Source organism: Duganella rhizosphaerae (genome assembly GCF_040364205.1).
In the GTDB taxonomy this organism is placed as follows: Bacteria; Pseudomonadota; Gammaproteobacteria; order Burkholderiales; family Burkholderiaceae_D; genus Rugamonas; species Rugamonas rhizosphaerae.
The window spans coordinates 237,070-261,879 of sequence record NZ_BPWK01000005.1; the positions used below are offsets into that span (position 1 = coordinate 237,070).

At 62.0% G+C, this 24,810-nt stretch carries 19 protein-coding genes; 16 read left to right on the forward strand and 3 right to left on the reverse strand.

All coding sequences use genetic code 11. The features are described from left to right. Nucleotide 1 precedes the first annotated feature (1 nt). The 4 genes from RUGAMON1_RS13410 (at nucleotide 2) to RUGAMON1_RS13425 (ending at nucleotide 7,217) form a co-directional block, all read left to right on the forward strand. A complete protein-coding gene (locus RUGAMON1_RS13410) occupies nucleotides 2-805 on the forward strand; it encodes an alpha/beta fold hydrolase (RefSeq protein WP_445230975.1) in 804 nt (267 codons plus the stop codon). A gap of 434 nt (nucleotides 806-1,239) precedes the next feature. Beyond that, nucleotides 1,240-3,678 (forward strand): tellurite resistance TerB family protein, encoded by a 2,439-nt coding sequence (locus RUGAMON1_RS13415; protein ID WP_445230976.1) that lies wholly within the window; start codon nucleotides 1,240-1,242, stop codon nucleotides 3,676-3,678. Next, entirely contained in the window at nucleotides 3,675-4,976 is a 1,302-nt protein-coding gene (locus RUGAMON1_RS13420; RefSeq protein WP_445230977.1) for an ATP-binding protein, read from the forward strand. The genes RUGAMON1_RS13415 and RUGAMON1_RS13420 overlap by 4 nt, the downstream gene beginning before the upstream one ends. Nucleotides 4,977-4,979: 3 nt before the next feature. Continuing rightward, on the forward strand, nucleotides 4,980-7,217 hold the full coding sequence (locus RUGAMON1_RS13425; protein WP_445230978.1) for a DEAD/DEAH box helicase: 2,238 nt from the start codon (nucleotides 4,980-4,982) through the stop codon (nucleotides 7,215-7,217). Here the strand turns inward: RUGAMON1_RS13425 and RUGAMON1_RS13430 are convergent. Both RUGAMON1_RS13430 and RUGAMON1_RS13435 read right to left on the reverse strand, forming a co-directional pair. After that, nucleotides 7,207-7,842 carry a hypothetical protein gene (locus RUGAMON1_RS13430; RefSeq protein WP_445230979.1) on the reverse strand — a complete coding sequence of 212 codons (636 nt, stop codon included), beginning with the start codon at nucleotides 7,840-7,842 and terminating at the stop codon, nucleotides 7,207-7,209. The genes RUGAMON1_RS13425 and RUGAMON1_RS13430 overlap by 11 nt on opposite strands. Nucleotides 7,843-7,911: 69 nt before the next feature. Next, a complete protein-coding gene (locus RUGAMON1_RS13435) occupies nucleotides 7,912-9,048 on the reverse strand; it encodes an HAF repeat-containing protein (RefSeq protein ID WP_445230980.1) in 1,137 nt (378 codons plus the stop codon). A 175-nt stretch (nucleotides 9,049-9,223) separates the two neighbouring features. Between RUGAMON1_RS13435 and RUGAMON1_RS13440 the strand changes: the two genes are divergently transcribed. Beyond that, the gene (locus RUGAMON1_RS13440) at nucleotides 9,224-9,808 is read left to right on the forward strand and encodes a LysE family translocator (RefSeq protein WP_445230981.1); all 585 of its coding nucleotides are present in this window, start codon (nucleotides 9,224-9,226) and stop codon (nucleotides 9,806-9,808) included. A 9-nt stretch (nucleotides 9,809-9,817) separates the two neighbouring features. Beyond that, the gene (locus RUGAMON1_RS13445) at nucleotides 9,818-11,278 is read left to right on the forward strand and encodes an aminotransferase-like domain-containing protein (RefSeq protein ID WP_445230982.1); all 1,461 of its coding nucleotides are present in this window, start codon (nucleotides 9,818-9,820) and stop codon (nucleotides 11,276-11,278) included. On the opposite strand, the gene RUGAMON1_RS13450 is transcribed toward RUGAMON1_RS13445, so the two are convergent. Further along, the gene (locus RUGAMON1_RS13450) at nucleotides 11,275-12,582 is read right to left on the reverse strand and encodes a YihY family inner membrane protein (RefSeq protein ID WP_445230983.1); all 1,308 of its coding nucleotides are present in this window, start codon (nucleotides 12,580-12,582) and stop codon (nucleotides 11,275-11,277) included. The two genes, RUGAMON1_RS13445 and RUGAMON1_RS13450, sit on opposite strands and share 4 nt — an antisense overlap. 134 nt (nucleotides 12,583-12,716) lie before the next feature. Here RUGAMON1_RS13450 and wrbA point away from each other — a divergent pair, with 134 nt between their 5' ends. From wrbA to RUGAMON1_RS13500, 10 genes are all read left to right on the forward strand, one after another. After that, nucleotides 12,717-13,328 (forward strand): NAD(P)H:quinone oxidoreductase, encoded by a 612-nt coding sequence (wrbA, locus tag RUGAMON1_RS13455; RefSeq protein WP_445230984.1) that lies wholly within the window; start codon nucleotides 12,717-12,719, stop codon nucleotides 13,326-13,328. A gap of 13 nt (nucleotides 13,329-13,341) precedes the next feature. After that, nucleotides 13,342-13,749 carry a DUF2069 domain-containing protein gene (locus tag RUGAMON1_RS13460; RefSeq protein ID WP_217944786.1) on the forward strand — a complete coding sequence of 136 codons (408 nt, stop codon included), beginning with the start codon at nucleotides 13,342-13,344 and terminating at the stop codon, nucleotides 13,747-13,749. Continuing rightward, nucleotides 13,746-15,152 (forward strand): FAD-binding oxidoreductase, encoded by a 1,407-nt coding sequence (locus tag RUGAMON1_RS13465; protein ID WP_445230985.1) that lies wholly within the window; start codon nucleotides 13,746-13,748, stop codon nucleotides 15,150-15,152. Before RUGAMON1_RS13460 ends, RUGAMON1_RS13465 begins: the two co-directional genes overlap by 4 nt. 11 nt (nucleotides 15,153-15,163) lie before the next feature. Then, nucleotides 15,164-15,610, forward strand: coding sequence for a DUF4124 domain-containing protein (locus RUGAMON1_RS13470; RefSeq protein ID WP_445230986.1), 447 nt, complete (start codon nucleotides 15,164-15,166; stop codon nucleotides 15,608-15,610). Between the two features lie 74 nt (nucleotides 15,611-15,684). Beyond that, entirely contained in the window at nucleotides 15,685-18,240 is a 2,556-nt protein-coding gene (locus tag RUGAMON1_RS13475; protein WP_445230987.1) for an FtsX-like permease family protein, read from the forward strand. Beyond that, nucleotides 18,240-19,325 (forward strand): lipocalin-like domain-containing protein, encoded by a 1,086-nt coding sequence (locus RUGAMON1_RS13480; RefSeq protein WP_445230988.1) that lies wholly within the window; start codon nucleotides 18,240-18,242, stop codon nucleotides 19,323-19,325. The genes RUGAMON1_RS13475 and RUGAMON1_RS13480 overlap by 1 nt, the downstream gene beginning before the upstream one ends. Nucleotides 19,326-19,391: 66 nt before the next feature. After that, on the forward strand, nucleotides 19,392-21,227 hold the full coding sequence (locus RUGAMON1_RS13485) for an ABC transporter transmembrane domain-containing protein (RefSeq protein ID WP_445230989.1): 1,836 nt from the start codon (nucleotides 19,392-19,394) through the stop codon (nucleotides 21,225-21,227). Nucleotides 21,228-21,293: 66 nt separating this feature from the next. Then, complete coding sequence (locus tag RUGAMON1_RS13490) at nucleotides 21,294-22,067, forward strand: sterol desaturase family protein (protein WP_445230990.1); 774 nt, start codon at nucleotides 21,294-21,296, stop codon at nucleotides 22,065-22,067. A gap of 24 nt (nucleotides 22,068-22,091) precedes the next feature. Then, nucleotides 22,092-23,177 (forward strand): threonine aldolase family protein, encoded by a 1,086-nt coding sequence (locus RUGAMON1_RS13495; RefSeq protein WP_445230991.1) that lies wholly within the window; start codon nucleotides 22,092-22,094, stop codon nucleotides 23,175-23,177. 75 nt (nucleotides 23,178-23,252) lie between these two features. Next, complete coding sequence (locus RUGAMON1_RS13500) at nucleotides 23,253-24,806, forward strand: DEAD/DEAH box helicase (RefSeq protein ID WP_445230992.1); 1,554 nt, start codon at nucleotides 23,253-23,255, stop codon at nucleotides 24,804-24,806. Nucleotides 24,807-24,810: the final 4 nt, after the last annotated feature.

A 24,810-nucleotide genomic window follows, 5' to 3' on the forward strand; every position in this document is an offset into this window, starting at 1 on the left:
CATGCTGCTGACCGTACAAGGCGTGGACGCCTACTGCTACACCGGCGGCAAGCCATTCAACGCCGCCCTGCCGACGGTGGTCTTCATCCACGGCGCGCAAAACGATCATTCGGTGTGGATTTTGCAGACCCGCTATTTCGCCCATCACGGCTACAGCGTGCTGGCGGTGGACCTGCCGGGCCACGGCCGCAGCAAGGGCGCGGCCAAGACCAGCGTGCCCGAACTGGCCGACTGGCTGCTGCAAGTGCTGGACGCCGCCGGCGTGCAGAAAGCCGCGCTGTTCGGCCACAGCATGGGGTCGTTGATCGCGCTGGAAGCCTCGCACAAGGCGCCGGAGCGCGTGACGCATCTGGGCATGATAGGTTCGACCTACCCGATGAAGGTCTCGGACGCGCTGCTGGAAACCTCGCGCACCGATGAGCAAAACGCCATCGACATGGTCAACATCTGGTCGCACTCGTCGATCGCGCAAAAGCCGTCGTGCCCAGGGCCGGGCTTCAACACCATGGGCGGCTCGCGCCGGCTGATGCAGCGCATCTCGCAGATCAATCCGCAGCAGGTGTTTTACACCGACTTCTCGGCCTGTAACGCCTACGCCAACGGCGAAGCGGCGGCGCAGGCGGTGCGCTGCCCAACCCTGTTCCTGTTCGGCGCGCGCGACATGATGACGCCGCCCAAATCCACCAAGCTGCTGACCTCCACCATCAGCCACGGGAAAGTGGTGACGGTGGACAGCGGCCACTCACTGATGAGCGAGCAGCCGGACGCGGTGCTGGACGCCTTGTTCAGTTTCGCCAGCAGCTAAAACTTGACGAAGCAGGAATCCCGCTGCAATTTCGAGTATTCAGCGGTATTCCCAAAACGTTCGCTTTAGGTACGACGAGCCGCGCCGAGACTATCCATCACTCGCGACAAAAAAAAAGCGTGAGCATAGTGCACAAGGTCCTTCCTAGTCACTTAGCGCATGCCATCCTGCCACAATCTCAGATCTCCCTACATCACGGCGTCTCGCAAGATTGCGCTCCGGTGGCTCCGCATGCCCATCAAGCTCAATGAAGACTCGCTTGCGCGCAAGAATAAAAAATGTTAGGGCTTGGCGCAATTGACGTGTTCGCAAAACAACTTTTCGGTTGTGGATCGTTAAGGTATTATCAAGCAGATCTATTACCAACAATCAAAAATTAACGATCAAGATGGCTTTGGGGCTCGAATGCACAAAGTTCAGACAGGGGAACTAGATTGGCAAAGCGTCGTAAGGAAAGTTCCAGCCTCGCCGGCACCATCGTAATCATCGCGGCCGCATTAGCTGTCTTGGCAAAACTCGTCGTCGACTATTGGCCATTTTTTGTCGCCGCAGTCGTCGCCTATCTAATTTACCGGCTCTACCGTCACTCGCAACGAGCCCACGAACGCCAGTGCCCGCCCGTTCAGCCGATGCAAAATCCTTCGAACGTAGCACAAGCGAACACGCATGACATGGCATCACGAACATGGAGTGCAAGACCTGCCGGCCAGCCTCAGTCGCGTCCCCAACCGGGTACAGCCACGGAATGGATTGAAGACGATGAACTTCGATCGTTTGGCTCTGCTGAAACTCGTGCGCGCGTGAGTGATTACAAAATTCCTCCGGCGCCAGAACAATTTAAGTCAGCGCGTTGGTTGGGTAAATCTGAATCCTTCGTGGTCGCCGGAATTGAGATACGCGGAGGTCTAATTTACGTAGGACCAACGCTCACAACCGTTCATGGCGGCGTAGAGCCATCGTTGATTGACCCACGTAAACCCGTCGCGAAGAACGGCCACTACACCGAACGACACACGAACTACTGGCCCAGTTATTCGGACATTTCGCCTCAAGCACGTCGGGCCTATCTACTCTGGTTGGCAGACGGCAGAAGCGCACCAGACGCCGATATCGGCTATGTCTTCCTTTATTTTTACGGACTTGAACGCCGGATAATCTTAGACATTCTTGGAGAAAAGCAGGCACAGGATGAACTTCCCGAAATAGCTCGTGAGTTAAAGCGCCTATACGCCACCTATGCCATCAACTCTGGCTCCTTCAAGATGTACTGTGGGCAGTTGATAGAAATTATCGACGCCACAAATCAATCCTCGAAGCTATACGAAGGCGAACTTGGCAACCTTCCCGCCTCCTTCGGCTTGCCGCTTCCACTACGACTTGCAATTGGCCAAGCAGTTCGTGACGGCATCCCCATACCAGTGCACCTCGCTTTAGCCTGGGCTGAACGAGACCCCGCGATTGCGAGGAGAACCCCAGTACAAAGGTGCGCTGAAGAGTTCAAGAAGCTGTTCGTAAGCGAGTACGCGAAAGCATTCGGCCAAGGATTAAAAATCGCACCGAATAAGACCAAGCTGAAATTGAGTTATCGCCCGGCCTCTAGCGGCTTCATGGGCTCAAACAGCGTGGACATGAAGTTCGGTGACACCCCGGACGTAACAGCACTCACAGCTCCGGTCAAAAAGCTACAAGCAATTGTGGACTCCTGCACTAAGGTACTTGAACCCTACAGCCGATATCTCGCACGCAATCCCGATGGTAAACAGGACCTTGAAGCGGTGCTTACCCTGCCCTTCGAGTTCTGGCCAGACACGTCTCGCAAAGCCATCGAAGACATCAAGATCAAGGTCTCAAATGGCCTGCTACTTCTGAGCTTTAAAGAACTGTTCACAACCTTCAAGGCAACGGGCGAGCCTACCAAAGACAAGCAACAAGCCCTCGCAAGTGCTCTAGAAGCGGAAGGAATTGGTATCGAGCCTGACGTTCTTAGCAGCATCCGAGCAAGCAAACCCGAAGATCCTCTCGTGCTTTTTGAGACCAGTGTGCGAGCACAGGACGTAAGGGATAATCCTGCCTACAAAGTTGCCAAGATTAGCGTCGAACTCGCTGCGGCCGTTGCGCACGCAGATGGCGATTTCTCGGACAGCGAACTGGCTCACCTCTATCTCTACATCGATAAGTGGGACCATCTCAACGCTCAATCGCGGCAGCGCCTAAAAGCATACGGACGGATGCTGGCAAACAGTTCAGTCGCGCTCTCGACGATCAAGAAAAAAGTTGAACAGCTAGACAAACAGACTCGTGAAGCAATTGCGGCGTTCGCCGCCGCAATGGTTTTGGCTGACGGGGTCGCATTGCCTGAAGAAGTCAAACTTCTGGAGAAGATATACCTTCAGCTCGGCCTCGAAAGAACTACTGCGTACAGCGACATTCATTCCGCGCATGCCGGCGCCTTATCGCAATCGCAGCCATCCAACTTGAGTGGAGAGCGCGTGGCAACCGGTTTCGCATTGGACCCATTGAAGATTGCGGCGCTTAAAGAGTCGAGCGACAAAATTGCACAACGTCTCGCGGATATCTTTGTAGAAGAAACAGCACCAGTATCAACAGTACAGGAAGCACCTGCAGAACCACAGCATTCAAATACTATACTCGGACTAGACGACGCTCATAGCGCCTTCGCCCGCTTGCTCATGTCCCGGCTGACCTGGGATAGGGCCGAGCTTCTTGATGCGGCGCAGGACTTGAACATTATGCTAGATGGCGCACTAGAAAAATTGAATGAGGCAAGCCTCGATGAACTGGATACGACGTTCACAGAGGGTGATGATCCAGTAGAAATCAATGCAGAACTGATAGAAAGCATGGCGCAATGAGCACAACACCAATCCGTCCAAAGGACCGAGACGCGGTCATTCAGTCCCTGCGAGCTGGGGTTTCACCACGACATGGACAGCATTTAATTCAGGTGGGGCGAAATCACGAAATCGAAACGCTTATTCAAGATATTGATCGCATCGCAGATGGGGGCTCAACTATTCGCTTCGTCATCGGCGAATACGGCGCTGGCAAGACGTTCTTTCTCAATCTCGTACGAGCAGTTGCGATGGAGCGCAAGCTCGTTACCGCAAATGCTGACCTAAATCCTGACCGACGCCTCCACGCCACCGGTGGCCAAGCCAGGTCTCTATTCGCGGAATTGATGCGCAATCTATCGACAAGAACAAAACCCGATGGCGGCGCCATGAACGGAATCGTTGAGCGTTTCGTCGCGAATGCAAAAACGGAGGCACTCTCCGCAGGCACGACTACCGAGCTGGTTATTCGTTCGAAACTGGAACACCTAACCGAAATGGTCAATGGCTTCGATTTTGCTGAAGTCGTTTCTTGCTACTGCAGAGGATTTGACGAAGGCAACGAACAGCTTAAGTCAGACGCGATTCGCTGGCTCCGCGGCGAATTCTCTACCCGCACCGATGCTCGCCAAGCGCTAGGCGTACGCACAATAGTCGACGACGCTTCGTTCTACGACCAACTAAAACTATTTGCCCGGTTTGTACGCCTGGCAGGATATTCAGGATTTGTCGTATGCCTGGATGAGCTGGTTAATCTCTACAAGCTGTCCAACACACAGGCGCGCAATGCAAATTACGAACAAATCCTTCGCATTCTCAACGACTCGCTTCAAGGTTCAGCTGAAGGGTTGGGCTTCATCCTCGGAGGTACACCAGAATTTTTGATGGATACACGCAGAGGCCTGTACAGCTATCCTGCTCTTCAAAGTAGGCTTGCCGAAAATTCTTTTGCGAAATCTGGGCTTGTCGATTTTAGCGGCCCAGTAATCCGACTGGCTAGTTTATCGCCTGAGGACTTCTACGTCATGCTTCTGAAACTTCGGAACGTCTACGCTTTCGGCTTGCCGGAAAAATACCTACTTCCCGATGAGGCCATCGCTCCATTCATGACGCATTGCGCACGCCGCTTGGGTGATAGCTACTTCCGCACACCACGCACAACGATTACCGCATTCATCAATCTGCTTGCAGTTCTTGAGCAAAATCCTGGTCAGGACTGGAGACCGCTAATTGACGTGGTCGAAGTGGAGCCAGACACTGCCGGCAGTGCGGATGCCGAAGTGGATGCAGACGACGAGCTCGCCAGCTTTAAGATGTAAACAATGAGTCAGCAATCATCGTCTTTTGAACTACTTGATGAGCGCATTCGGCGTTGGATTTGGTCCGCAGGCTGGGAGGAGCTACGAGAAGCTCAAGAACGCGCAATTCCCGCCATCCTCCCTGGAGACCACGATGTAATAGTCGCAGCAGCAACAGCTGCCGGCAAGACAGAAGCAGCAATGCTGCCAGTCCTTACACATCTTCTTCAGCTTGAGGACCCGAATGGTTTGGTGATTTATATCAGTCCTTTGAAAGCACTAATCAACGATCAGTTTGGCAGGTTAGAACCTCTTTGTGACGCGCTTGAACTTCCTGTTTGGCCTTGGCATGGCGACATCTCATCCTCCTCGAAGTCGCGCTTTCTAAAGCTTCCTTCCGGCATATTGCTAATTACACCTGAGTCGCTTGAGGCGCTATTGTGCAACAAAGGATTTTCCGCGCCTGTTCTGTTCTCCAACCTCAAATACATCGTCGTCGATGAGCTACACGCATTCATCGGTAGCGAGCGAGGGAAGCAACTGCAATCGTTGATGCACCGAATAGAGCTTGCAGCAAATAGGAACGTTCCTCGCATCGGTCTGTCTGCCACCCTGGGGGATATGCGCCTGGCCGCGTATTTCCTGCGACCGCACTCAGAAGATAAAGTCGAAATTATCGAGTCGAAGTCGGAAGGTGGCGAGCTAAAGCTTGTGGTAAAGGGATTTATCGAAATGGAGCCCAAGAAGGATTTTGATGAGGAAATTTCTGAATCGCAGGCTACCTTTTCAATCACAACACATCTCTTTAAAACTTTAATAGGGTCCAACAATCTCGTCTTTCCAAACAGCCGCTCGAAGGTGGAGCATTACACATACGGGCTCCAAAAGCTATGCGAAGAGAATGGAAGACCAAATGAATTTTGGCCCCATCACGGAAATCTCTCAAAAGAAATTCGAGAAGAAACCGAATCGGCGCTGAAAAACAAGGAGCGCCACGCTACGGCAGTTTGTACAAACACGTTAGAACTAGGCATCGATATCGGTGCAGTAAAGAGCATCGCTCAAATCGGCTCTCCCCCGTCGGTTGCAAGCATGCGCCAACGGCTCGGAAGGTCCGGACGCCGGAAGGGTGAACCGGCCATACTGCGAGCATATGCGGTTGAATTAGAGCTGACGGAGAGGTCACATGTTCTAACACAACTGCGCGAGGGTATCTTCGAACTAACCGCGATGATTAGCCTCCTATTGGAAGGTTGGTTTGAGCCGCCGAGAGCGCATGGACAGCATCTGTCCACGTTTGTGCAGCAGTTGCTTTCGCTGATTGCTCAACGCGGAGGTATCACCGCCGCAGATGCCTATCGAACGCTATGCAATACAGGCCCATTTGAGTCTGTTTCGAAAAGCGACTTCATAGAGTTGCTATCGCATTTAGGAGCGACGGAAATTCTGCAACAGGAATCGTCCGGCGTCCTTTTGCACGGACCTCTAGGTTCTAAGTTGGTCAACCACTATTCGTTTTACGCCGCGTTCAGCTCCGAAGAGGAGTTCCGTGTCGTGGCCGGCAGCAAGACCTTGGGCTCGATACCAGTCTCTAGCGCTATTAGCGTCGGAGACTTCATCCTATTCGCAGCGAAAACCTGGCGGGTAGACGAAGTAGATGACGAGTCCAAGTCCATCTTTGTTACGCATCACAAAACAGGCAAGGCGCCCCCCTTCAACAGCCCAGGCGGAGCTACCCACGACCGAGTCCGCCAACGCATGCAGGAGCTTTACGAGAGTTCTCAGGAGTTGACCTTTCTGGATGAAACAGCTAAACGGCTGACGACCGAAGGACGCAACGCATATCTCCGTTTTTCGCTAGGTACGAACCTGTTCGTTAGCGCTGGGAGCTCGCACCTATTCTTCACTTGGCTGGGAGACGCAAAGAACGAAGCGCTCGCGATGATGCTTCGTACAAAAGGACTTAGCGTCTCGTTAGTCGGCCCCGCGCTTGAAATCTACGGGGATGAGAATTCGGCCGACGATGCCATTGCGTACCTCAAGGGCATTGCTGCATTGCCGGCGCCGTCAGCGAATACTCTCCTCGCTGAGGCCCATAATTTGACACAAGAGAAGTGGGATTGGACTCTCCCCGAACGCCTACTACAGAATTCCTTCGCGAGTCTGAAACTGGATATTGAAGGCGCACATGAATGGTTAAAGACACAGCCTTTTTTTGTACCTTCAGCAGTGTCGTCGCAACCGGCTGGGGTTAGCCTATGATATCGGCCATACCCTTGGCATAAAGTTCGGCCAGCTCTCGAACTTTTCGCAAGCGCTCATTTGCAGGTAGTCTCAACAACCGGTGCTGACTTTCATGAACGTCAAGACGCGTATCAAAGGGCTTGCCCGCCAACAGTTCCGCCGGCGAGAGCTCATTGATATCGTCAACTGCCCCCACCCAGAATGCATGAATTTCGCTACACGGCTGGTTCTCAAGTTGGTGGAGCACTGGTTCGATCAGCTCGGGTACCGGTGCGATAAATTGCCATGCCGGGAACGCCCTGCTGGTACTGCGTCCCCTAGGCGCAATAAAGTAAAACCGCCCATTTTCAGCAGCCCGATACAACGTGGCCTGTGAAAGTGATACCAACCCCTGCGATATAACATCCGAAGCCTTGAGCTTGGCGGCAGGTAGCTTGACGCCAACGAAGATACTCGTTAGCGACGCGCGCGCTTCGCTCAATGCTTGCATAGCAAGCACAATCACTTTCTCACGATCGCGGCCCCGAGCAAGAGCTTTCAATCGCCCCTCGACAAGCTGTGCGAACTGATCAAGCAGGCGCTCAACAGCATCTGGATGAATTGGGATACGCTCACGTTCTCTAGTTTTTACCGTGTTTACCAAGAGAACTCCTTAAGCAACTACTCCACTAAATGATCTGAGCTTAGTAGGCTTTCTTAAGATTCTCAAGATTCAGTTTTGCGGGAACTTGAAGCGGATGATGCGGTTCGCGCCCTGCATCACGATGCCGCGATAACGGCGGCGGTAGATCACGATACCGGTAGTGGTGGCCAGAACCACCACGATCAGCGTCACCAGATCGGTGTCGCCATGCGTGACCACGGCGCGCTGCGCCGAGTGCATGGTCGAGGCCTCGAACTTCTTGCCGACGTATTTGGCGCCGATTACCAGCTCCTCGGCGTTGATGCTGTTGACCAGGTACAGGCCAAAGCCGCCCGGATGCACCGTCATCTTGCCGTCGCGGTAGACGAAGGAGCGGCGCTCGTCGCCGATGCGGATGCTGCCGACCACATGGCCGGCGGCGTTGATGGCGGTGGCGAAGCTGTTGCCGTAGCCGATCATCGCGCCCAGGTCGACCATCTTTTTTCCATCGTGGACAAAGGCGTGCCAGCGGCGGTCCGGCGTCTCGGATGAACCGACCACCACGCCGGAATCGTTGACGGCGGTGGCGCCGCTGGAGCGTCCGCCCAGCGTGCCCAACTCCTTCATGCCGACGCCGGGCCGGTAGATAAAGGCGCGGCGATAGCCGTCCGACAGCGCCGCCGTGCCGACGATCACGCCGTCGGTGTTGACGCCGGCCGCGTAGCTGATGTTGCCGCCCAGGGTACCCAGATCGACCAGCGGGCCGTCGCCATTGACGCCGGTGGAGAAAGCGTGGAAGTAGCCGTCGCTGGTGTCGGCGAAGCCCACCGCCTGGCCGGAGCGACTGATGCCGGTGCCGTAGCTGCTGCTGCCGCCCAGCGTGCCGAGGTCACGCATCGCCAGGCCGGCGCGGGCGACGAAGGCGCGCCAGTGGCGGGCGCCGTCCATTGCCGAGCCGACGACGTCGCCGCCGATGTTGATGCCGGTGGTGAAGGAGTCGCTGCCGCCGAGGGTGCCCAGTTCAACCAGGCGCTTACTCCACAGCACCGCGCGCTGGCGGCCGTTCTCTTCCTCGATGATGCCGGCCACCTGGCCCGATGCGTTGATATCGACCGCGATACTGGCCTCGTTGCCACGCTCGCCCAAACCCGGCGGGTGCAATTGCTGGGCGGAAGACGCCACGCCGGCAAAACCTAACAAGATCAACGCAATCGGCATTCTCAGCATGACATCTCCCAGTTGATTTTTATGAATGCCAATTCTATAACGATAGCCGGACGCTCAGCAACTGTCGCTATCCATCGACTGATACAGCATGAGTCTGTCGCCATGGCCTTGTGCCTTGCGCCCGCCGCGCCGCGCTTCTAGACTGGTGCCACGTCCACACTGAGAATTGCCAACCATGACCGAACTCCTGCCCTTGATGAGCTATTGCCTGGTGATGTCGGCCACGCCCGGACCAAACAACGTCATGCTCGCCACCACCGGCGCCAACTTCGGCGGCCGCGGCGCGCTGCCCGCCATCATGGGCATCCAGGCCGGCTTGTTCGTGCAAACCATGCTCATGTGCGTGGGCTTGGGCAGCGTCTTCCTGGCCTATCCCTTGGCGCAACAAGCGCTGCGTATCGCGGGATCGCTGTACCTGGTGTTCCTGGCCTGGAAGCTCAGCGGCGCCACGGTGAGCGGCGCGCAAGCACCCAAGGCGGTGTCGTTTGCCCAGGCCGCGACATTTCAGGCGCTCAATCCCAAGAGCTGGGTGAAGGCCGTAACGGTCGCATCGGTGTTCATGCCGGAGGGGCACGGCACGCTCGCCAGCGCGCTGCTGGTGTCGGTGATCGGCACGCTGGTCGGCGCGCCTTGCAACGCCATGTGGGCCTTGTTCGGCGTGTCGATCCGCCGCTTCCTGCAAGATCCACGCAAGCAGCGCCTGTTCAATTTGACGATGGCCGCCATCTTGCTCGTGCTCGCCGTGATGTTTTTACGCTAGACTCTCGCCATGTTCGCCATCGACCGCTCCTCTCCCATCGCCCTGTCCACGCAGATTGAAGCCAAGCTGCGCCATATGGTCGAGAGCCGGGCGCTGGCTGGCGGCGCCAAACTGATGTCGATACGCCAGCTCGCCACCCAGCTGGCGGTCAGCACCAACACCGTCGTGGTGGCCTATGACAGGCTGGTCGCAGCCGGCGTCATCGATTCCCACGGCACGGCGGGTTTCTTTGTGAGCACGACCAACGGCGCCGGCAAGTCGATTCCCGATGAGGTCGCGCTGGAAGCGGGCGTGGAGCAGGAACCGGTCTGGTTGGCGCAGCAGGCAAACGACCAGCGTGCCGGCATCTTATTGGCCAGCAGCGGCGCGTTGCCGCCGACCTGGCTGCAAGACGCGGTCCCGGCCACCGCCGTGCAACGGGCCTTGACGCGCAGCGCCGCCGGCATGGCCTCGCGCTGTCCGCCCCAGGGGCTGCCGGAACTGCGCGAGCACATCGCGCTGCTGTTGCGCGGCATCGGCATCGCCGCGGACGCCGGCCACATCCTCACCACGTTTGGCGGCACCCACGCAATCGACTTGATTTGCCGGAGTTTTTTGCAGCCTGGCGACACCGTGCTGGTGGAAGACCCCGGCTATTTCCTGATGTTTGGCCGCCTGCGCCAGGATGGCATACGGCTGGTGCCCATCAAGCGCCGGCCCGAAGGCCTCGACCTCGATGAACTGGAAGCCGCCTGCCGCGAGCATCGCCCCCGCCTGCTGTTCGTGCAAACGGCTTTGCACAACCCGACCGGATGGAGCAGCAGCGCCGCCAATCTGCACAAGGTATTGATGCTGGCGCAGCAGCATGGCTTCCTGATTGCCGAAGACGACGTGCACGGTCATTTCCAGCAAGGCCACAGCACCCGGCTGGCCGCCATGGCCGGGCTCGACGGCGTGATTTACTACTCCAGCTTTTGCAAGGCGCTCAGTCCCGCCCTGCGGATGGGCTATCTCGCCGCCGCCCCCGCCTTGCTCAAAGTGCTGATGCGGTCCAAGATCCACTCCATCATGACGATGCCGGCGCTGAACGAATATGTGCTGCTGGAAGTCCTCAGGGCCGGCAACCTGCGCAAACACCTGGACCGCATGCAGCGCAAGATCATGGCGGCGCGCAACGCCAGCACGCAGCAATTGAGCGCGGCGGGCGTGCTGTTCGAGCAGCCCGGCGACGCCGGCATCTTCTTGTGGGGCACGATGCCCGAAGGTCTGGACGTCGACCTGCTGGTGCAGGACGCCTACCGCAACAACATCCTGCTGATGCGCGGCGCCGCCTTCTCGGCCAATGACACGCCCGACCAGCACATCCGCTTCAACGTCGCGTTCAGCCAGCATCCACGCCTGAGCAGCTACCTGCAACAGCGTTTGCAGGCCGTGGCAGGAGCGCGCTCAAGCCTGGCGCGCGCCAGCGGCATGGCGAGCTCGAAGGACTAGCGACAGTCGATCGGCCCGAAGTGATCGGCCAGGGACTTGCCCAGGCCCGCTTCGACCGCCGATTCCACTTCCCGTGCCAGCGACGCCGCTTCGCGCGCCACTTGCTGGTCGCGCTCATCGTCGCTGTCGCTGACCACGCCGGCATTGATCGGCAGGCCGGAGAACACGAACAGGCGATAGACTTCGGCCAGCGTCAGCTTCTCCACATTGGCCAGGATGACCCAGTGATCGCCGCCGTCGCTGACGCGCTTACCCCACTGCACCCGCTGCGGCGCTTCGACCTTGACGCGTCCGACCCAGCCCGCGATCATCATTTTTTCCAGCAGCGTGTCCATCTCGTCAAAGCCCAGCCGGGTGCGCGCGCGGATCGCGCCCGCGCTCACCAGCGCGGTGTCGCCGCATTTGCAGGCCACATGCAGCACCCGCAGGATCGCCATCGCGTCGACGAATTCGCCGCCCGGCTGCGCCTCGTGCCACCAGCGCTCGTACTTCACCACCGGCAGCGCGGCCACCAGCAGCGCGCCGAACAGTGTAATCAGCCACGATACATAGACCCACAACAGGAACAGCGGCAGCGCCGCCAGCGCGCCATAGATCTTCGAATACGTCGGGAACTGGGTGATGAAGACCGCGAAGCCGCGCTTGGCCACCTCGAACGCCAGGCCGGCCACCAGGCCGCCCCAGGCGCCGTCGTGCCAGTCGACATCGCGGTTCGGCACCGCCACATACAGCAGCGTGAAGCCGGCCGTGGTCAGCGCCAGCGACAGCACCGTATAAATCAGCGCGCCGACCACCGGCACGTCGCCGATCAAATCGCTGGTGGCCATGAAGACCTGCCCCGACAGCGTCAGCGACACGCCGATCAGCAAGGGGCCGAGCGTGATGATGGCCCAGTAGACCAGGATGCGCTTGGTCCAGCGCCGCTCGGCGCGCACCCGCCAGATGCGGTTGAACACCCGCTCGATCAGGTTCATCATCGCGATCGACGTGAAGATCAGCGCCACCGCGCCCACCGCCGACAGCCGCGTGGCCTTGGAGGCGAACATGGTCAGGTAGTTGAGGATGGTGGTGGAAATCGACTTCGGCATCACGCTTTGCACGAAGTAGGCTTCCAGCGAACTGCGGAAGGAGTTAAACAGCGGGAAAGTGGTGAAGATCGCCAGCGCGATCGTCAACAGCGGCACCAGCGCGAACACCGTGGTAAAAGTGAGGCTGCCGGCCACTTGCGGCAGGCTTTCCTCGCGCAGGCGGCGTTGGGCAAACAGGAACAGGTCCCGCACTTCGGGCCAGGTCAGCGACCGCATTGTGTCTATCCCGCCACGGCAGCTGCGGGAAACATACTGGAAAACCGGATGAATATATTTTTCGTACATGGGCGATAATCGAAATACAAGGGCGGCAGCGATGCCACCCGCTAAAGCGCCCTATAATACCGCCGATGAACCAAGCTAATCTGATTATTCTCGTATTGTTTTACTCCCGTCACGGCGCCACGCGCAAATTGGCAGAGTTGATCGCCCAGGGCGTGGAAAGCGTTCCGGGCTGCGATGCGCGCCTGCGCACGGTGCCAGCCGTGTCGACCGTGACCGAAGCCACCGAGCCGGACGTGCCGGCCGACGGCGCGCCCTATGTCGAGCTGGACGACTTGGCCGAATGCGCGGGCCTGGCCGTGGGTTCGCCCACCCGCTTCGGCAACATGGCGTCGGCGATGAAGTATTTTTGGGACGGCACGGCCGCCCAATGGCTGTCCGGCGCGCTGGCCGGCAAGCCTGCGTGCGTGTTCACGTCCACCGGCAGCCTGCACGGCGGCCAGGAATCGACGCTGCTGTCGATGATGATACCGCTGTTCCACCACGGCCTGATGGTGCTCGGCCTGCCCTACACCAACCCGGAACTGATGACCACCTCCAGCGGCGGCACGCCCTACGGCGCCAGCCACTGGTCCGGACTTGACGGCAAGAAGACCATCACGGAAGATGAAAAACGCCTGGCCATCGCGCTGGGCCGGCGCCTGGCCGAAACGGCCGTCAAACTGCGCGCCGTCGCTTGAACGGGGACGCATGATGGAAAACACGATGCAAAAGTATTTTCACTGGGGCGCCATCGGCAGCCTGGCGACGCTGATTGTCTGGTGCGTGCTGTGGGAGATGGTGCTGGCGCCGCTGAAACCTGGCGGCTCCTGGCTGGTGCTGAAGGCCCTGCCGCTGCTGCTGCCGCTGTACGGCGTGTGGAAGCGCGACATCTACACCTTGCAGTGGACCTCGATGATGATCCTGCTGTACTTCACCGAAGGCGTGGTGCGCGGCTGGAGCGACAAGGGCACGCTGTCCGCATGGCTGGCCTGGGGCGAGGCGCTGATCGTCTGCATCTACTTCGTCTGCGCTGTGATGTATCTGCGTCCGTATAAAAAAGCGGCGAAGAAGCTGGCCAAGGAATTGCTGGACAAGGTCAAGGTCAACACCGTCAAATGATGGACTTCCTCACCCACTGCCGCTCCGTGGTGGGCGATGCCTTTGTACTCGACACGCCCGCCGACATGGCGCCCTTCCTCACCGATTGGCGCGGACGCTTTACCGGCAAGGCGCTGGCCGTGCTGCGGCCGGCGTCGGCGGATCAGGTGGCGGCGCTGGTGCGCGCGTGCGCGCAGTGGCGCGTGGCCTTGGTGCCGCAGGGCGGCAATACGGGGCTGGTGCTCGGCAGCGTGCCGGACGCCAGCGGCGACGCCGTCGTGCTGTCGCTGGCGCGGCTGAACACCATCCGCCAGGTCGATCCCGTCAACCGCACCATGACCGTGGACGCGGGCTGCATCCTCCAGCAGGTGCAGGAAGCCGCAGCCGCTGCGGGCTGCCTGTTCCCGCTGTCGCTGGCGGCGGAAGGCAGCTGCACCATCGGCGGCAACCTGTCCACCAACGCCGGCGGCACGGCGGTTCTCCGCTACGGCAATACGCGCGAACTGTGCCTCGGCCTGGAAGTCGTCACACCGCAAGGCGATATCTGGAGCGGCTTGCGCGGCCTGCGCAAGGACAATACCGGCTACGACCTGCGCGACCTGTTCATCGGCGCCGAAGGCACGCTGGGCATCATCACCGGCGCGGTGCTCAAGCTTTATCCGCAGCCCAAGGCCAGCATCACCGCGCTGGCCGCGCTGCCCTCGCCCGCCCACGCGCTGCAATTACTGAACCTGATGCAGGACCATTGCGGCTCCAGCCTGACCGGCTTCGAGCTGATGTCGCGCTACTGCCTGGAGCTGGTGTCGCAGCAGTTCCCGTCGCTGCCCAAGCCGTTCGCGGCGCCCCATCCACAGTACGTGCTGCTGGAATTGTCGAGCAGCGAATCGGAGCAGCATGCCGTCGGCCTGCTGGAACAGGCGATCGGCGCGGCGCTGGAGCGCGACGTCATCAGCGATGCGGTGGTGGCCAGCTCGGTGGCGCAATCGGCCGGGCTGTGGCAACTGCGCGAACACATCCCGCTGGCGCAGGCCAAGGCCGGCAAGAACATCAAGCACGATATCTCGCTGCCGGTATCGAGCATCGCCGACTTCATCGCGGCCACCGGCCCCTTGCTGGAAGCGGCCTTTCCCGGCTGCCAGCTGGTGTGCTTCGGCCATCTGGGCGACGGCAACCTGCACTACAACGTGGCGCCGCCGGACGGCATCTCCAACGAAGACTTTTTGGCCAACCAGGACAAGGTCAATCGCGTGGTGCACGACAGCGTGGTCGGTTTCGGCGGTTCGATTTCGGCGGAACACGGCATCGGCGCCCTGAAACGGGACGAACTGGCGCACTATAAATCGGCGGTGGAACTGAACATGATGCGGGCCATCAAAGCGGCGCTGGACCCGCTGGGTATCATGAATCCCGGGAAAATTCTGTGATCGGGACTGTCATGAACATTGATCTTCGCCTGTCTTGCGCTGTACTGCTGTGGGCCGTGGCGCTGACTGCGCACGGCCAGGGCGTCAACAAATGCACCGTCGACGGCAAGGTCAGTTACAGCGATATGCCTTGCCCTGCCAACGCGGCGTCCTCGACGACGCTGGCGGTGCCGGTCGCGCCGGCGGTGGATCCCGCAGCGGCGGCCGATCTGGCGCGGCAGCGCAAGGAGGCGGCAAAACTGGAAAAGGCCCGTCACCAGCACGAGGACCAGGATGCACGCGCCGCCGACAAGGCCGCGCAGGCCGCAGCCGCGCAGCACAAGCGATGCGGCAAACTCAAACTGAACAAGCGATGGGCCGACGAAGACGTGGCCCGTGCCTCCCTTCCCAATCTCGATAACGCCAAGCTGCGCGCCAAACGCGCCGGCGACACCCTGGCGCTGGAGTGTCCGAAGTAATGTCTGATGCTATGCCTGAGCCGATATCCGCGGCAAAACCAGCCGCACCGGCGCCGATCCGGGACACGGCTGCGATGGGCCGCTTGTCACGCTGGCTGTTGCTGGGCGAATGGCGCGCGCATCCGCTGCGCGCACTGGTGGCGATTGCCGCGATTGCGGTCGGCATCTCGCTCGGCTTCGCCATCCATCTGATCAACGCCGCCGCCTTCAACGAATTCTCTTCCGCCATCAAGGGCTTGTCCGGCGTGGCCGACGTCCAGGTGCGCGGCACCGAGCCGTTCTTCGACGAAGCCATCTACCCCGTGCTGGCGCAGCGCGCCGGCGTGGCCGTGGCGTCGCCGGTGCTGGAGTTCGACGCTTCCGTGCCCGGCGAGTCGACCGCGCTGAAGATCCTGGGCGTCGACGCCTTCCGCGCCAGTTTCATCTCGTCCGACCTGGTCGGCGTGCCCGCCGAAGACCACCCGACCGACATCCTGGCCGACGACACCCTGTTCCTGTCGACGGCGGCGCAACAATGGCTCAAGCCCGCCAAGGGCGCGCAGCTGACGCTGCAAGTGGGCGTGGGCGAACTGAAACTGCGCGTGGCCGGTGCACTGCAACGCGCCCGCGCCGGCCAGCGCATCGGCGTGATGGACCTGGGCGCGGCGCAATGGCGCTTCGAAAAGCTGGGCCAACTGTCCCGCATCGACCTCAAACTGCGCGACGGCGTCAATCGCGACGCCTTCAAAGCCGAGCTGGAACAACAACTGCAACATGACTACCCCGGCCGCTTCCGCGTCAACCAGCCCAACGACGAAGACCAGAACAACCGCAACGAAGGGATGAGCCGCGCCTATCGCGTCAACCTGACCGTGCTGGCGCTGGTCGCTCTGTTCACCGGCGCCTTCCTGGTGTTCTCCACCCAGGCCTTGTCGGTGATACGCCGCCGCAGCCAGTTCGCGCTGCTGCGCGTATTGGGCATGGACCGCAAGCACCTGCTGCGCCAGATCCTGATCGAAGGCCTGAGCCTGGGCGTGGCCGGATCGGCCATCGGCATCGCCGCTGGTTATGGCATGGCCGCCGCCGCGTTGCACTTCATGGGCGCCGACCTGGGTGCGGGCTTCTTCTCCGGCGTGCGGCCGCAGGTGCAGTTCACGCCGGTCGCCGCAACGATCTACTTCGCGCTCGGCGTCGTCGTGGCCTTGCTGGGTTGCGCCGCGCCGGCGCTGGACGCGGCCCGCGCCAAGCCTGCCGTCGCGCTCAAATCCGGTACCGAGGAAGCGGCGATGTCGGGCCTGTCCAAGGCCTGGCCGGCGCTCGCCTGCATCGCGCTGGCCGCGCTGCTGTCGCAAGCGCCGCCGATATTTGAGCTGCCCTTGTTCGGCTACCTGTCGATAGCGCTGCTGCTGGTCGGCGCGATCGCGCTGATGCCGCGCCTGGCCGCCATCGTGTTCCGGGTGGCGCACCAGCGCTGGAGCGCCGCCACCGCCGGCAAACCCGGGGCCTCGCCGGTGATCACGCTGACGCTGTCGCGTCTCGCCAACGCTTCCAGCCAGGCCGGCATCGCGCTGGGCGGCGTGCTGTCCAGCTTCAGCCTGATGGTGGCGATGGCGATCATGGTCGCCAGTTTCCGCGTGTCGCTGGACGACTGGCTGCAACACATCCTGCCGGCGGATATCTACGTCAGCACCACCAGCGCCGGCACCACCGCCGGACTGCGGCCGCAGGAGCAGGCCACCATCGCCGCCCTGCCCGGCGTCGCCAGCGCCGACTTCCTGCGCGTGCGCGCCATCTCGCTGGCGTCGGCCCGGCCGCCGGTCGCGCTGATGGCGCGTAACGTGGACCCGGCCGATCCCGGCAAAACCTTGGCCATCGTCGGCGCCACGCAGGTGCCAGGCCCCGGCGCCCCGCCGCCGGTGTGGATATCGGAAGCGATGGTCGATTTGTACGGCATGAGCGTCGGCCAGCGCATCGAACTGCCGTTGAACGGCAAACTGCACGCCTTCCAGGTGGCCGGCGTGTGGCGCGACTACGCCCGCCCGACCGGCTCGATCCAGATGCGGCTGGGCGACTACCGCGCCATCACCGGCGACATGGACGCCAGCAACGCCGCGCTGTGGCTGAAGCCCGGCGCCAAGGCCGCCGATACCGAACGCGCCATGAAGCGCCTGCCGTTCGCCGCCGCGCTGACGACCACCGCGCCGTCCGAGATCCGCGCGATGAGCATGAAAATCTTCGACCGCAGCTTCGCCATCACTTATTTGCTGGAGGCGATCGCCATCGTCATCGGACTGTTCGGCGTGGCCGCCACCTTCTCGGCGCAGACGCTGGCGCGGGCCAAGGAGTTCGGCATGCTGCGCCACGTCGGCGTCACGCGGCGCCAGATCCTGTCGATACTGGCCATCGAAGGCGGCGCCCTGACGGGGCTGGGCATCGTCACCGGCTTCGTGCTGGGCTGGGTCATCAGCCTGATACTGGTTTTCGTGGTCAACCCGCAGTCCTTCCACTGGACCATGCAGCTGCACTTGCCGTGGCCTTTGCTGGCCATCGTGGCGGGCCTGCTGCTGGCCGCCTCCGCGCTGACGGCGCTGCTGGCCGGCCGCCAATCGTTGTCGGGCGGGCCGATACGCGCAGTCAGGGAGGACTGGTAATGAATCTGATCCAACGTTGCGCAGCCGCGCTGGCGCTGCTGGCGGCATGCTCGGCCCACGCGGCGGAGCCGGTGTTCAAGGCGGTTGCGCCGCTGGCGCCCGGCGCCTCGCTGAGCTTCCCGGCGGACTTCGGCGCCCATCCCGACTACAAGACCGAATGGTGGTACGTCACCGGCTGGCTGAACACGGCCGACGGCAAGCCGCTGGGCTTCCAGGTCACCTTCTTCCGCAGCGCCACCCAGCACGACCGCGCCAATCCCAGCCAGTTCGCCCCCAAGCAGCTGATCATCGGCCACGCGGCCGTCTCCGACCCGGCCAACGGCAAGCTGCTGCACGACCAGCGCAGCGCGCGCGAGGGTTTTGGCCTGTCCTATGTCAAGGTCGGCGACACCGACGTCAAGCTCGAAGACTGGCGCATGACCCGCGCCGCCGACGGCAGCTACCAGGTGCACCTCGACGCCGCCAGCTTCAAACTGGAGCTGAAACTGACGCCATCGCAGCCGGTGCTGCTGCAGGGCGACCGCGGTTATTCCCGCAAGGGCGCGCAGCTTTCCGACAGCAGCTACTACTACAGCCAGCCACAATTGACCACCACCGGCACCGTCACCCGCGCCGGCCAGGCGGTCGCCGTCACTGGCGCCAGCTGGCTCGATCACGAATGGTCCACCCGCTACGTCGCCGCCGATGCCGCCGGCTGGGACTGGATAGGCGCCAATCTCACCGATGGCGGTGCGCTGATGGCTTTCCAGATGCGCAGCAAGACAGGTGCTAAACTATGGTCGCACGCGACATGGCGCGATGCATCCGGTAAGATCACGCAGTTCTCCCCGGACCAGGTCAGCTTTACCCCGCAAAGACGGTGGCGTTCACCCCGCACCAATGCCGAGTATCCCGTCGCGACCCAGCTCACCACCGGCAGCACCGTGTGGCAGGTCGTCCCTTTGCAGGATGACCAGGAGCTCGACTCGCGGCGTTCCGTCGGCGCAGTGTACTGGGAGGGCGCGGTAGCGCTGGAGCGGGACGGCAAACCGGCCGGCCGGGCCTATCTGGAAATGACCGGCTATGTAGGACCGATCAAGTTTTAGCAGCACCGAACAATTTAACATCGCCCGAATCGTCAACAAAGAATACTTACAAACAGCAGCCACACGATGACCAACAGCACCACCGCCAGCACCCAGTCCGCAACCGCCCCCAACACAGCAAGGGAAGCCAAGAAAGGCAGTCTAGCCACCCTGCGCGGACTCACGCCTTTCCTGCTGCCGTACAAGCGCCAGTTCGTCCTCGCCGGTATCGCGCTGGTGGTCGCCGCCTGCTCCACGCTGGCGATACCCGCCGCCTTCAAGCAGATGATCGACCTGGGCTTCGGCGGCGCCGGCACCAAGAGCATCCAGCACGTCGACCTGGTGTTCCTGGCGCTGTTTGGCGTCGCCACCGTGCTGGCCCTTGCCACGGCGGCCCGCTTCTACACGGTCTCCTGGCTCGGCGAGCGCGTCACCGCCGACATCCGCAGCGCCGTCTACAAACACGTCGTCACCCAGAGTCCCGAGTTTTTCGAGACCACCCAGACCGGCGAAGTCCTGTCCCGCATCACCACCGACACCACGCTGATCCAGGCCGTTGTCGGCACCAGCATCTCGATGGCGCTGCGTAACGTGCTGCTGTTCATCGGCGGCCTGGTGATGCTGTTCGTGACCAGCGCCAAGCTGTCGGCCATCATCATCGGCCTGCTGATCCTGACCGTGCTGCCGATCGTGATGTTCGGCCGCCGCGTGCGCAAGCTGTCGCGCGATTCGCAGGACCGCATCGCCGACGCCTCCGCCATGGCCGGCGAAATCCTCAACGCCATGCCGACGGTGCAGGCCTTCACCCACGAGAAGATCGAATCGGACCGCTTCGGCGCCTCGGTCGAAGGCGCGTTCGGCACCGCCATGCGCCGCATCCGCGCGCGCGCGCTGCTGACCATGATCGCCATCGTGCTGGTGTTCGGCACCATCGTGTTCGTGCTGTGGCTGGGCGCGCACGCTGTGCTCAACGGCGACATGACCGGTGGCGATCTCGGTCAATTCATCCTGTACGCGTCCATCGTGGCCGGCGCCATCGGCGCCCTGTCCGAAGTGATGGGCGAGGCGCAGCGCGCCGCCGGCGCCACCGAGCGCCTGCTGGAACTGATGTCGGTCAAGTCGAACATCCAGTCGCCGGCCATGCCGCTGGCGCTGCCGCCGCGCGCCGCCAACGGCGCGGCACTGAGCCTGCAGGACGTGTCGTTCAGCTACCCGTCGCGTCCCGACACGGCGGCGCTGGGCCATCTGTCGCTGGATATCAAGCCGGGTGAAACGGTGGCCGTGGTCGGCCCTTCCGGCGCCGGCAAGACCACGTTGTTCCAGCTGTTCCTGCGCTTCTACGATCCGCAGAGCGGCAGCATCAAGCTCGATGGCGTCGACATCACCAAGCTCGATCTGCACACGCTGCGCGACGCCATCGGCATCGTGCCGCAGGATACGGTGATCTTCTCGGCCGATGCGATGGAAAACATCCGCTACGGCCGCGCCGGCGCCACCGACGAGGAAGTGATCCAGGCCGCCAAGCTGGCCGCCGCCCACGAATTCATCGAACGCCTGCCGCAGGGCTATCAATCCTTCCTGGGCGAGCGCGGCGTGCGGCTGTCCGGCGGCCAGCGCCAGCGCATCGCCATCGCCCGCGCACTGCTGAAAAACCCGCCGCTGCTGCTGCTCGACGAAGCCACCAGCGCGCTGGATGCGGAGTCCGAGCGCCTGGTACAGAAGGCGCTGGAAGCGGCGATGGTCGGCCGCACCACCGTCATCATCGCGCACCGCCTGGCGACGGTGCAGCGCGCCGACCGCATCATCGTGATGGAAGACGGCCGCATCGTCGAAACCGGCACCCACTCGTCGCTGGTGGCGCTGGGCGGCATCTACGCCAACTTGGCTGCGCTGCAATTCCACAACGTCCACGTGGAACATTAATCAATTCATAAGCACGGCCGGCGCCGCCGGCCTTAGCATGCGTTATCTTATTTTCAAGGGTGCGCCATGCTGTACAAACTTTTGTTCAACATTGAACGCGTAGCGCGGGACTACATGATCGTGGTCGCCGTGTTCGGCGCACTATGGATATGGTGGCGCTATCGCCCCGGTGGACGGCAGCGCCTGCAGGCGAAACCGATCGGCGTACCGCAGGTCCGGCGCGAAGTCCTGACCTCCATCCTCAGCATCGTGGTGATAGGCAGCGTCATGCCGGTGGCTTTTGCATTGGGCCTCGGCCAGCACACCCACTTCTACCAGAGCGTGCACGCCTATGGTCGCGGATGGGGCTTTATCGCCGCCATGGTGGTGCTGATGATGCTGATCCAGGACACCTGGTTCTACTGGACGCACCGGCTGATGCACCACCGCCGCCTGTTCCGCTGGGCGCACCGCACCCACCACCTCTCCACCAACACCGGCCCATGGTCCACCTACTCGATCAGCCCATTGGAGGCGGTGATCGACAGCGGCGCCAGCATCGTCATACTGCTGGTGCTGCCGGTCACGTTCTGGTCGCTGATCATCTTCACGTGGATTAATACGGCCTTCGCGGTGTACACGCACCTGGGCTACGAGCTGTTCCCGCGCGCGCTGTCGAAGCACTGGCTGGGCCGCTGGATCAACACCTCCACGGCCCACAACACCCACCATGCGCGGGGACGCTACAACTACAGTTGGTACTTCCTGTTCTGGGACCGGATGATGGGCACGCTGTCGCCGGACTACGACGAACACTATCGTAAAGCCGGTTTTTCAGCCCCGGAGGCAAAAAGCCGGTAACATTCTCCCTTTCAGGAGAACGCCTTGACCGACGCCGAACTGCGGCTCAGCTGCACAACCCACCTTCCCGGCCATCGCCAGCCCTCGCCCGCCCAACAGTTCGGGGCGATGTCCGCATGGTGCGAGGCCAACGGCGTGGCGCACGATACCTACGGCAGCGGCACGCTGATACAGGACTTCGAGCAGAAGGTCGCCACGCTGCTGGGCTTTGAAGCGGCGTTGTTCTGCATCTCCGGCACGATGGCCCAGGCCACCGCGCTGCGCATCGCCTGCTCGGAGCGCGGCAGCCGGCTGGTGGCGCTGCATCCGACCTCGCACATTCTGCGCCATGAGCGTGGCAACCATCAGCTGCTCGACCATTTCCAGGCTATGCAGATCGGCGACCCGCACCGCCCGTGGACGCTGGAAGAGCTGAAAGGCATCCCGGACAAGCTGGGCGCCGCCATGCTGGAGCTGCCGATGCGCGAGATCGGCGGCCAGTGTCCAAGCTGGCACGATCTGGAGGCCATCAAGGCCTACTGCCGCGAACTGTCCATCCACCTGCACCTGGACGGCGCGCGCTTGTTCGAGACCGCCGCCGCATATGGCTGCCCGGCCGCCGAGATTGCAGCCGGTTTCGATTCGGTCTACATCTCGATGTACAAGGGCATAGGCGGCATGGGCGGCGCCATGCTGCTGGGGAGCGAAGCGTTTGTCGCCAAGGCCCAGGAGTGGTTCCGCCGCCAGGGCGGGAACGTCTACCAGCGCACGCCGTACGTGGTGGCCGCCGCGATGCAGTTCGATGCGCGGATGGCGGCGATGCCGAACTACTTCCGCCGCACCGAGTGGCTCTATGAAGTTCTGCGCGACTACCCGCAGCTGACGCCGAATCCCGCCCGTCCGCAAGCAAGCATGCTGCACCTGCACCTGCCGGTCAGCCGCGAGCGCGCCAACGAGATCCGCAACCGCATCGCCGAGCAGCATGGCGTGTGGCTGTTCAATGGCGCCAGCCACGCCGCGCTGCCGGGTCGCAGCTCGGTGGAGCTTTATATCGGCGACAACCTGCTCAACATGCCGGACCAGCGCGTACGCGAGATCCTGACCCTGTGGTCGGACGCGATGTCCAACTAATTCCTGCACAAGCCGGTGCAACCGGCTACACTGCGCCCTCTTTTTCGCGCATCTTTCAAATTGACTGCATACATCATGACCTTCCAAGCCCTCGGCCTGATCGACCCCATACAGCGCACGCTGGAGACGCTGGGCTACAAACAGCCCACGCCCGTCCAGAAGCAAGCCATTCCCGCCGTACTGGCAGGCCGCGACCTGATGGCGGCGGCGCAGACCGGCACCGGCAAGACGGCGGGCTTCGCCCTGCCCATCCTGCAGCGCCTGACCATGGACGGCATGACCGCTCCGAAGGCGATCCGCTGCCTGGTGCTGGTGCCGACGCGCGAACTGGCCGAACAGGTCTACGAGAGCTTCCGCAGCTACGGCGGCAACCTGCCGCTGAAATCGGCCGTGGCCTATGGCGGCGTGCCGATCGAGCCGCAGATCACCAAACTGCGCAAGGGCCTGGACGTGCTCGTGGCCACGCCGGGCCGACTGATCGACCTGCACGACCAGGGCGCGATCAGCTTCGCCATGCTGCAAACGCTGGTGCTCGATGAAGCGGACCGTATGCTGGACCTGGGCTTCGAGCGCGACCTGGACATCCTGCTGGCGGCCCTGCCCAAGCAGCGCCAGACCTTGCTGTTTTCGGCCACCTTCTCCGATGAGATCCGCAAACTGGCCGCCGGCATGCTCAAGGATCCGGTGTCGATCCAGGTCAGCGCCAGCAATACCGCCACCAAGACCGTCAAGCAGTGGCTGATCCCGACCGACAAGCGCCGCAAGCCGGAACTGCTGCTGCACCTGCTGAAGAAGCTGAACTGGGGCCAGGTGCTGGTCTTCGTCAAGACCCGCAAGGGCGTCGAGACGCTGATGACGACCTTGCAGGAACACGGCATTTCCGCCGATTCCATCCACGGCGACAAAACCCAGCCGGCCCGCCTGCGCGCGCTGGCCCGCTTCAAGAACGCCGAAGTGCAGCTGCTGGTGGCCACCGACGTCGCCGCGCGCGGCCTGGATATCCAGGCGCTGCCGCAGGTGGTCAACTTCGACCTGCCGACCGTGGCCGAGGACTACATCCACCGCATCGGCCGCACCGGCCGCGCCGGCATGGAGGGCGAAGCCGTCTCGCTGGTCTGCGCCGACGAAGTCGATATGCTGAAGGCCATCGAAACACTGACCCGCCAGGTCATCCATCGCATTGAGGAGCCGGGCTTCGAGGCCGACCACCGCGTACCGGAGACCGGTCCGAAAGGCGTGGCGGCAGCATTGGCCAAGAAAGCCGCAGCGGAAGCGCCGGCCAAGAAGAAGCGCCCATTCACCGGTCCTGCCGGCGGCAAGGCGGCGACTGGCAGCTCTGCCACGGGCGGCGTTGCGGCGGGCGGCAAGCCAGCAGTGACGGCCCGTCCGGCCGGCGGCGATGCGTCGCTGGGCACGTGGACGCCACCGGCGCCTTCGGGCAAACCACCCGGCGGCGCACGCTCGGCAGGCGGCAAACCGGCCGCAGGCCGCATCTACGGCGGCAAGCCAGCGGCGGCAGCGCCCAAGGGAGCGGTCGTGGTCACCGGCGGACGTGGCGCCAAGTCGCTGGCGCGGACCGCAGGCAAGGCCGCCGCAAAGCCGGGCGGCCGCAAGACCGGCCCAAGCTGAGCGC

What these genes read in the sequence shown, in the direction of transcription:
- RUGAMON1_RS13410 (WP_445230975.1), top strand. Translation starts at nt 2, where the DNA reads ATGCTGCTGACCGTACAAGGCGTGGACGCCTACTGCTACACCGGCGGC.
- RUGAMON1_RS13420 (WP_445230977.1), top strand. Translation starts at nt 3,675, where the DNA reads ATGAGCACAACACCAATCCGTCCAAAGGACCGAGACGCGGTCATTCAG.
- RUGAMON1_RS13425 (WP_445230978.1), top strand. Translation starts at nt 4,980, where the DNA reads ATGAGTCAGCAATCATCGTCTTTTGAACTACTTGATGAGCGCATTCGG.
- RUGAMON1_RS13435 (WP_445230980.1), bottom strand. Translation starts at nt 9,048, where the DNA reads ATGCTGAGAATGCCGATTGCGTTGATCTTGTTAGGTTTTGCCGGCGTG.
- RUGAMON1_RS13440 (WP_445230981.1), top strand. Translation starts at nt 9,224, where the DNA reads ATGACCGAACTCCTGCCCTTGATGAGCTATTGCCTGGTGATGTCGGCC.
- RUGAMON1_RS13445 (WP_445230982.1), top strand. Translation starts at nt 9,818, where the DNA reads ATGTTCGCCATCGACCGCTCCTCTCCCATCGCCCTGTCCACGCAGATT.
- RUGAMON1_RS13450 (WP_445230983.1), bottom strand. Translation starts at nt 12,582, where the DNA reads ATGCGGTCGCTGACCTGGCCCGAAGTGCGGGACCTGTTCCTGTTTGCC.
- wrbA (WP_445230984.1), top strand. Translation starts at nt 12,717, where the DNA reads ATGAACCAAGCTAATCTGATTATTCTCGTATTGTTTTACTCCCGTCAC.
- RUGAMON1_RS13460 (WP_217944786.1), top strand. Translation starts at nt 13,342, where the DNA reads ATGGAAAACACGATGCAAAAGTATTTTCACTGGGGCGCCATCGGCAGC.
- RUGAMON1_RS13465 (WP_445230985.1), top strand. Translation starts at nt 13,746, where the DNA reads ATGATGGACTTCCTCACCCACTGCCGCTCCGTGGTGGGCGATGCCTTT.
- RUGAMON1_RS13470 (WP_445230986.1), top strand. Translation starts at nt 15,164, where the DNA reads ATGAACATTGATCTTCGCCTGTCTTGCGCTGTACTGCTGTGGGCCGTG.
- RUGAMON1_RS13475 (WP_445230987.1), top strand. Translation starts at nt 15,685, where the DNA reads ATGGGCCGCTTGTCACGCTGGCTGTTGCTGGGCGAATGGCGCGCGCAT.
- RUGAMON1_RS13480 (WP_445230988.1), top strand. Translation starts at nt 18,240, where the DNA reads ATGAATCTGATCCAACGTTGCGCAGCCGCGCTGGCGCTGCTGGCGGCA.
- RUGAMON1_RS13485 (WP_445230989.1), top strand. Translation starts at nt 19,392, where the DNA reads ATGACCAACAGCACCACCGCCAGCACCCAGTCCGCAACCGCCCCCAAC.
- RUGAMON1_RS13490 (WP_445230990.1), top strand. Translation starts at nt 21,294, where the DNA reads ATGCTGTACAAACTTTTGTTCAACATTGAACGCGTAGCGCGGGACTAC.
- RUGAMON1_RS13500 (WP_445230992.1), top strand. Translation starts at nt 23,253, where the DNA reads ATGACCTTCCAAGCCCTCGGCCTGATCGACCCCATACAGCGCACGCTG.